Below are 7128 nucleotides of genomic sequence, written 5' to 3' on the forward strand. Positions count from 1 at the left end.
CTCAGCGGCCGGTCTGGGCCAGGCGCGCCGCCTTCAGCCGGGCGAAGTCGTCGCCGGCGTGGTGCGAACTGCGGGTCAGCGGAGAGGACGACACCATCAGAAAGCCCTTGGCCCGGGCGATGGCCTCATAGGCCTTGAACTCTTCCGGCGTGACGAAGCGTTCGATGGCCGCGTGCTTACGGGTCGGCTGCAAGTACTGGCCGATGGTGATGAAGTCGACGCCGGCCGAGCGCATGTCGTCCATCACCTGCATGACCTCTTCGCGGGTCTCGCCCAGCCCAACCATGATGCCCGACTTTGTGAACTGGTTCGGGTCGCGCTCCTTGACCATCTGCAGGAGGCGCAGCGAGTGGAAGTAACGCGCGCCCGGCCGGATCTTCAGATACAGCCGCGGCACTGTTTCGAGGTTGTGGTTGAACACATCGGGGCGGGCGTCGATCATCACCGCCGCCGCGCCGTCCTTGCGCAGGAAGTCAGGCGTCAGGATTTCGATGGTCGTGGCCGGCGCCTGCAGCCGAATCTGGCGCACGACCTCTGCGAAATGCGCGGCTCCGCCGTCGGCTACGTCATCCCGATCGACTGAAGTGATCACGACGTGATTCAGGCCCAGTTGCGAGACCGCCAAGCCCACCTTGACCGGCTCTTCAGGATCGAGCGGGTCCGGCAGGCCCGTCTTGACGTTGCAGAAGGCGCAGGCCCGCGTGCAGGTGTCGCCCATGATCATCAGGGTGGCGTGCTTCTGGCTCCAGCACTCGCCGATGTTCGGGCAGGCCGCTTCCTCGCAGACCGTGTGGAGACCCTTCTCCTTCACGATGGCCTTGGTGGCGTTGTACTGGCCTGAGCCGGGAGCCTTGACGCGCAGCCAGTCCGGCTTCTTCAGAACGGCCGTCTCGGGCCGGTTCTGCTTCTCCGGGTGACGCAGTTCGGCCGGCGTCTTCGTCAGGGTGTCGATCAGCGTGACCAAGGCGCCGCGGGCTCCAGCCGTTCAGGAACCCGCTATGTCGTCCTTCCGGGTGGCGAAGGCAAGGCGAGGCTGACGGCCGCCGCGGTTCACGCGAGGTAACACATCTTTTCAAGGCGGCGACGCGCGCCTAGTTTGCGCGTTCGAGACAAGCGGCGGGTCTAACCGCCCACGGAGGCTGTCCTTGCGCGTACCCCTCGACCCGAAGGCTGTCGAAACGACCATCTTCGACGCCCTGATCGCGGCGCGCGAGACCTACGGCGACAAGGAAATCCTGGAAGACCAGGATCGCAAGCCCCTCACCTACACCGGCCTGATCCGCGCCGCCTTCGTGCTGGGGCGCAAGATCGCGGCGATGACGGAGTTGTCGGAGCGCGTCGGCATCCTGCTGCCGTCCAGCATGGGCGTCGTCGTCACCTACTACGGCCTGCACGCGCATGGCCGGATTCCGGTGATGCTGAATTTCACCTCGGGCGAAGCCAACATCAAGGCGGCGATCAAGGCCGCCGGCGTGAAGAAGGTCCTGACCGCCAAACGCTTCATCACCCAGGCCAAGCTGGATGGACTGGTCGCCGATCTGGTGTCGGTGGCGGAAATCGTCTGGCTGGACGACGTGCGCGAGACCATCGGCCTGCCCGACAAGCTGTACGGCCTCATGGCAGGGCTGATGCCGAAGCGCTTCCGGGTGAAGACCGAGCCCTCATCGCCCGGCGTGGTGCTGTTCACCTCCGGCAGCTTCGGCGCGCCCAAGGGCGTGGTGCTGAGCCAGTGGAACCTGGTCGCCAACTGCCGGCAGATCGCGCAGCACATCGAGCTGAAGCCAGAGTGGGTGATGTTCAACCCGCTGCCGACCTTCCACTGCTTCGGCCTGACCGGCGGCGTGCTGCTGCCGCTGCTGCAGGGGCTGAAGGCGTTCCAATACCCCTCCCCGCTGCACGCCAAGCAGATCGTGGAACTGATGCCGCAGGTGAAAGCCTCGGTCCTGTTCGCGACCGACACCTTCCTGAACCAGTACGCCCGCGTGGCCGGGCCGGATGACTTCGCGACCCTGAAGTTCGTCGTCGCCGGGGCCGAGAAGGTCCGCGACGAGACGCACCACCTGTTCAACACCCGGTTCCACGGCCTGAAGCTGCTGGAAGGCTACGGCGCAACCGAGGCGGCTCCGGTGGTCGCGGTGAACCACCCCGACCGCAACCGCCCCGGCACCGTCGGTCAAATCCTGCCAGGGCTGGAGTGGCGGCTGGAGCCGGTCGAAGGCATCACCGAGGGGGGCCGCCTGTTCCTGCGCGGGCCCAACGTCATGCGGGGCTATCTGTCGGCTGACGATCCGGAGTCCATCGAGCCGCTGGCCGGCGGTTGGCACGACACCGGAGACATCGTCGATCTCGATCCGGAGGGCTACATTTCCATCCTTGGACGGGTGAAACGGTTCGCCAAGATCGGCGGGGAAATGGTGTCCCTGACGGCCGTAGAGGGATTGGCCAGCGCCGTCTGGCCCGACGGTCGCCACGCGGTCGTCTCGATCCCCGACAGCCGCAAGGGCGAGAAACTGGTCCTGATCACCGACCGCAAGGACGCCGATGTCGCCCAGCTGGCGGAATGGGCGCGAAGCCACGGCGCCCCCGAACTGGCCGTGCCCAAGAAGATCATGCGGGTCAGCGAGGTGCCGGTCCTCGGCACCGGCAAGACCGACTACGTCGCGATCCAGCAGATGGCCGAGACCGACAAGGCCGTGGCCTGAAGCTTGACCTTTGAGGGCGGCGCGACTCGGCGGCAGACTGTTCCATCTACAAGGGAGCACGCCATGTTCGACCGTATTTCGGCTTATCAACCACAGCTGCTCAGCCTGCTTCGCATCGTCGCCGGCTTGCTGTTTATAAGCCACGGCACGGCCAAGGTTCTCGGATTCCCCGCCATGGAGGGGCTGCCGCCGGTGGACTTCACTCTCGCAGGACTGTCGGGCCCGTTTGAACTGGTGCTCGGCCTGCTCCTGGTGCTCGGCCTGTTCACCCGTCCGGCGGCCTTCGTCGCAGCAGGCTTCTGCGCCGTCGGCTACTGGATGGTGCACGGAATGCAGGGGCCCATTCCCCTTGTGAACGGCGGCGAGACCATCGCCCTGTACTGCTTTGTCTTCCTGTATTTCGTGGCAGCGGGCCCGGGTCCGTGGAGCCTCGACGCGGCGATGGGGAAGCGGCGCTAGCTCAGCCGATCCGGACACCGGTCATCGAGATCGACCCGCCCTCTATGACGTCGTTGAAGAAGCTGACGGCGTCGTCAGGCTGCCGCTGGGCGGCGACGTAGAGCAGCGGCAGGAAGTGCTCGTCGGTGGGTACGCTCATCTGCGCGTCCTCGGCGAGGCCGACCCAGTCGATCAGCGCCTGATGGTCCCCCCGGACCAGCGCCGCCTTCACCGCCTCGTTGAAACCGGTCGCCCATGGATAGGCGTCGCCGCCGGTCCGTTTCCAGGCCCCCAGATTGTGGACGAAGTCACCCGAGCCGGCGATGACGACGCCCTCGTCCCGCAACGGGGCCAGCATGCTTGCCACATCGAAGTGTCCTTGCGCGTCGAGCCCGCGGTCCAGCGACAGCTGCACCACGGGCACATCGGCCTCCGGCCAAACGTGGGCGAGCACCGACCATGTCCCGTGGTCGAGGCCCCACTGCGTCGTGGGCCTCGCCCCGGTCAGCTCCGCCACGCGCAGCGCCAACTCCGGCGAGCCGGGCGCCGGATACTGCATCGCGTGCAGTTCTTCGGTGAATCCGCCGAAATCATGGATCGTTTCCGGCTGCGCCTGCGCCGTCACGCCCAGCCCGTCGGTTTCCCAATGGGCCGAGACCATGACCACGCCCTTCGGCTTCCCGATCGCTGCGCCGACCGCGCGCCAGGCGTCGGCGAACGGCCCGCCGAGGGCGTTCATCGGCGAGCCGTGGCCGAAGAAGACCGCCGGCTGGCGCATCAGCCGACCAGCTTCTTCGCCGTCTCCGCGACATAGCGGCCCTGGAAGCGCGCGCCCTCGAGCTCGTTCTCGCTGGGCATGCGCGAGCCGTCGCCCCCGGTGATGGTCGTGGCGCCGTAGGGCGAGCCGCCGGTGATCTCGTCCATGCGCTGCTGTCCGGCCCACGCGTAGGGGAGACCCGCGACCAGCATGCCGTGGTGCAGCAGGGTCTGGATCAGACCGATCAGCGTGGTCTCCTGCCCGCCGTGCTGGGTCGCGGTCGAGGTGAAGGCCGAACCGACCTTGCCGACCAGCGCGCCCTTCATCCAGATCGCTCCGGTCTGGTCGAGGAAGTTTCGCATCTGGGACGAGGCCGTCCCATAGCGCGTGCCGGCGCCGACGATGACGGCGTCATAGTCGGCCAGCTCGTCCGGCTTGGCGATCGGCGCCGCCTGATCCAGCTTGTAGCCGCTGGCGCGGGCCAGTTCCTCGGGAACCAGCTCGGGCACGCGCCTGATGTCGACCACCGCGCCCTCGACGGATCGTGCGCCCTCCGCGACGGCCTCGGCCATCGCTTCGATGTGGCCGTAGGTGGAATGATACAGGACAAGGATCTTAGGCATGAGCGGGCTCCATGAGTGACCGACGCTGTTCCGCAACAGTGTCGGTTCTCAATGTAGGAGCCGGTCTCGGCCGCGCAAGGGCCTGAACAGCCGGAAACCGGATGCTCACCCTATCGTTCCGGGGTCAACGACCGATGGGGCAGACCCGATCATAAAAGGCGCGGTCGGCCGGCGTCCGCTGGCCCCGCGTGAGGCGAAATCGATGCTCCACCACCATCGCCTGCTGCTCGATGTTCAGCGCGCCCCACTCGCAGTCCATGCCGACGGGGTATTCGTAGGACGAGGGGCGGTCCCCCGCCCGGATCTTGCCCGACAAAAGATCGATCCCCTGCTGCGCCTGCCAGACGTGGGTCAGCTCATGCACGAAGACCGCCTGATAGCGGAGAGGCCCGCTGGCTATGTCGGTCGGCAACGAAGCGCCCGGCCAGACAATCCAGTCCCGGTCGAACCAGCGGCCAGGGACAAAGGCCCGGTCGAACGGCCAGGGCGAGGACAGGAACCGCACCCGGCCCAGATCAAGGGCGTCGCCGAACGCTTCGGCCGCCAGCGCCCGCTCTCCCTCCGTCAGCCTGCGGATCATGGGCCGGCGTAGCCCCCGGTCGGGCTGATCCACTCCCAATGCCAGGGCTCATAGACATAGGGGGTGAAGCCGAACCGGCCCGCGTTCTTGACCAGCCAGCGATAGGTCGGCGTCTTCGACATGTGCAGCCGACTGGCCGGCGCCGTGCTGTCGACGCCCATGCCCGGCGCCTGTCCGACATACAGGTCAACCGCTGTGCCGGTGCGGTGCGGCGAGCAGACGGCGCGCCTCAGGCCGTCGCAGTTGCCCGAGGCTGCGCAGCGGGCGGCGTCCGCCTCGGGGTCGCGAAAGCCGGAGAAGATCTGGAGCAGCTCCGGATCGCGCGCCACCTCGGGCGCCTCGGCGCGGGCGGCGGCGACCAGCCTTCGGTAGGCGTCCAGCACATCGCGGCGCAGCAGTCGCGTAAGCCGGTCTGCATGTTCTTCGGACTCGACGAGATAGCCCAGCTGATACAGCGGCGGCGGGTCGGGACAGGGCTCCTGACGCACCCGCGCCATGATGAAGGGCCGCCGCTCCTGCCATAGACCCCGGAAGACCTGAAAGGTCGCCGGGTCGAACCAGCCGGTCGCCGGCAGGCCGCGGGCATACTGGAACTCGGCCAAAGCGCGGGCGAAGCGCGGCGACTCCGGGGCGCAGTCGGTGCCAAGTTCCTGCTGAATGAGCGGCAGATAGGTCTCCCAGCCACGCTCGGCCGGACCGAACGGCGCCCAGTCCAGAGAGGTGTGCGACCTCGTGTTGGCTAGCGCGGGGGCCGCCCACTCGACTTCATCTCCGTAGCAGACCTCCGCCTCGCCGCCCCGGCCCTGCGCCTGAACCGCCCCGGCCGCGCAGAGCATCGGCAGGGCCGCCAGAATCGGTAGGATGGCGCGCTTGAACATCACAGCGATGGTGACCCCAGCCGTGTGGCCACGGCAAGGCGTTTGCTCGCAGTCGTCGCGCGCGTCTCCCCTCGCCGGGCCCGCCCAAAGTCGGCATGGTGACGCTGTCGGCGACTCATCCGCCGCGCTTCGGACCCGGCCATGACCGACGCCTCCGCCTCCCCCGCCAGCGCGCTCCCGCCCGGCCGGCGCTCGAACGCCACCCTCTCCGCCTTCGCCGCCAGCTGCCTGCCGTATGCGGCGCTGGGACTGCCGGTCTATGTCACCCTGCCGGAGTTCTACGCCAGTCACGTCGGGGTGCCCCTGGCGGCCGTCAGCCTGATCTTCCTGATCGTGCGGTTGGCCGACATCGTGGTGGATCCCTTCCTCGGGATGGTCATCGACCGGACCTCGACGAAATGGGGCCGCTACCGCGTCTGGATGGCGATCGGCGCGCCCATCCTGATGGCGTCTGTGGCGATGCTGTTCTTCGTCGGCCAGGGCGCGTCGGCGACCCATCTCGCCGTATGGCTGGTGGTCATGTACCTCGGCTACTCCATCAGCCTGCTCAGCCAGATGAGCTGGGCAGCGGTTCTGTCGCCCGACTACGACCAGCGGTCTCGCATTTACGGTTTCTGGCAGGTCGCCAACATCATCGGCGTGCTGGCCGTGCTGCTGATCCCGGTCGGGGCGCAGGCCATGGGCTACACCTATGTCGAGGCCGTTCGGATGCAGGGGGGCTTCATCGTGGCCCTGCTGCCGATCGCCCTTGCGGTCACCTTCTTCTTCACGCCCGAGCCGAGGAACGTCACCCCGCCGCCGCACGGCGGACTGGGCGCGACCCTGTCGCTGATCGCCAAGCCCGTGCTGCGCCGCCTGCTGATCTCCGATCTGATGCTCGGCGCTGCCCGCGGCCTGATCGGCGTCTTGTTCTTCTACTTCTTCGAACAGGCGCGCGGATTCGAGCGCGAGCAGACCTCGATCCTGCTGCTGGTCTATTTCGTGGCCGGACTGGTCGGCGCGCCGATCTGGGCCGTGCTCGCCACGAAGATCGGAAAGCATCGGGCGCTCGCCATCGGCAGCGTCTATTTCGCGATCAGCTTCGCCGCCGCCACCCTCCTGGTCCCAGCCGGGAACTTCCCCGCGGCACTGGGGGCGATGTTCGGCACAG

General features: G+C 67.6%; 8 protein-coding genes. 3 read left to right on the forward strand and 5 right to left on the reverse strand.

Going from position 1 to position 7128, the window contains the following annotated elements; genetic code table 11:
• Position 1 precedes the first annotated feature (1 nt).
• Positions 2–964, reverse strand: coding sequence for a lipoyl synthase (gene lipA, locus VGB60_RS00275; RefSeq protein ID WP_331036291.1), 963 nt, complete (start codon positions 962–964; stop codon positions 2–4).
• Between the two features lie 181 nt (positions 965–1145).
• Between lipA and VGB60_RS00280 the strand changes: the two genes are divergently transcribed.
• Both VGB60_RS00280 and VGB60_RS00285 read left to right on the forward strand, forming a co-directional pair.
• Positions 1146–2702 carry an AMP-binding protein gene (locus tag VGB60_RS00280; RefSeq protein ID WP_331036292.1) on the forward strand — a complete coding sequence of 519 codons (1557 nt, stop codon included), beginning with the start codon at positions 1146–1148 and terminating at the stop codon, positions 2700–2702.
• A gap of 63 nt (positions 2703–2765) precedes the next feature.
• Complete coding sequence (locus VGB60_RS00285) at positions 2766–3161, forward strand: DoxX family protein (RefSeq protein WP_331036293.1); 396 nt, start codon at positions 2766–2768, stop codon at positions 3159–3161.
• A 1-nt stretch (position 3162) separates the two neighbouring features.
• Here the strand turns inward: VGB60_RS00285 and ygiD are convergent, their stop codons facing one another.
• The 4 genes from ygiD to VGB60_RS00305 all read right to left on the reverse strand — a co-directional run bounded on the left by ygiD (position 3163) and on the right by VGB60_RS00305 (position 5978).
• The gene (gene ygiD, locus VGB60_RS00290) at positions 3163–3918 is read right to left on the reverse strand and encodes a 4,5-DOPA dioxygenase extradiol (protein ID WP_331036294.1); all 756 of its coding nucleotides are present in this window, start codon (positions 3916–3918) and stop codon (positions 3163–3165) included.
• Positions 3918–4520, reverse strand: coding sequence for an NAD(P)H:quinone oxidoreductase (gene wrbA, locus VGB60_RS00295; RefSeq protein WP_331036295.1), 603 nt, complete (start codon positions 4518–4520; stop codon positions 3918–3920). The genes ygiD and wrbA overlap by 1 nt, the downstream gene beginning before the upstream one ends.
• Before the next feature lie 124 nt (positions 4521–4644).
• The gene (locus VGB60_RS00300) at positions 4645–5100 is read right to left on the reverse strand and encodes a hypothetical protein (RefSeq protein WP_331036296.1); all 456 of its coding nucleotides are present in this window, start codon (positions 5098–5100) and stop codon (positions 4645–4647) included.
• Positions 5097–5978 (reverse strand): M15 family metallopeptidase, encoded by an 882-nt coding sequence (locus VGB60_RS00305; protein ID WP_331036297.1) that lies wholly within the window; start codon positions 5976–5978, stop codon positions 5097–5099. Before VGB60_RS00305 ends, VGB60_RS00300 begins: the two co-directional genes overlap by 4 nt.
• A gap of 141 nt (positions 5979–6119) precedes the next feature.
• Between VGB60_RS00305 and VGB60_RS00310 the strand changes: the two genes are divergently transcribed.
• Positions 6120–7128, forward strand: a 1009-nt coding sequence (locus VGB60_RS00310; protein WP_331036298.1) for an MFS transporter, incomplete at its 3' end; no start/stop codon positions are given.

The sequence above is a fragment of the Brevundimonas sp. genome, assembly GCF_036399195.1.
Taxonomy (GTDB): Bacteria; Pseudomonadota; Alphaproteobacteria; order Caulobacterales; family Caulobacteraceae; genus Brevundimonas.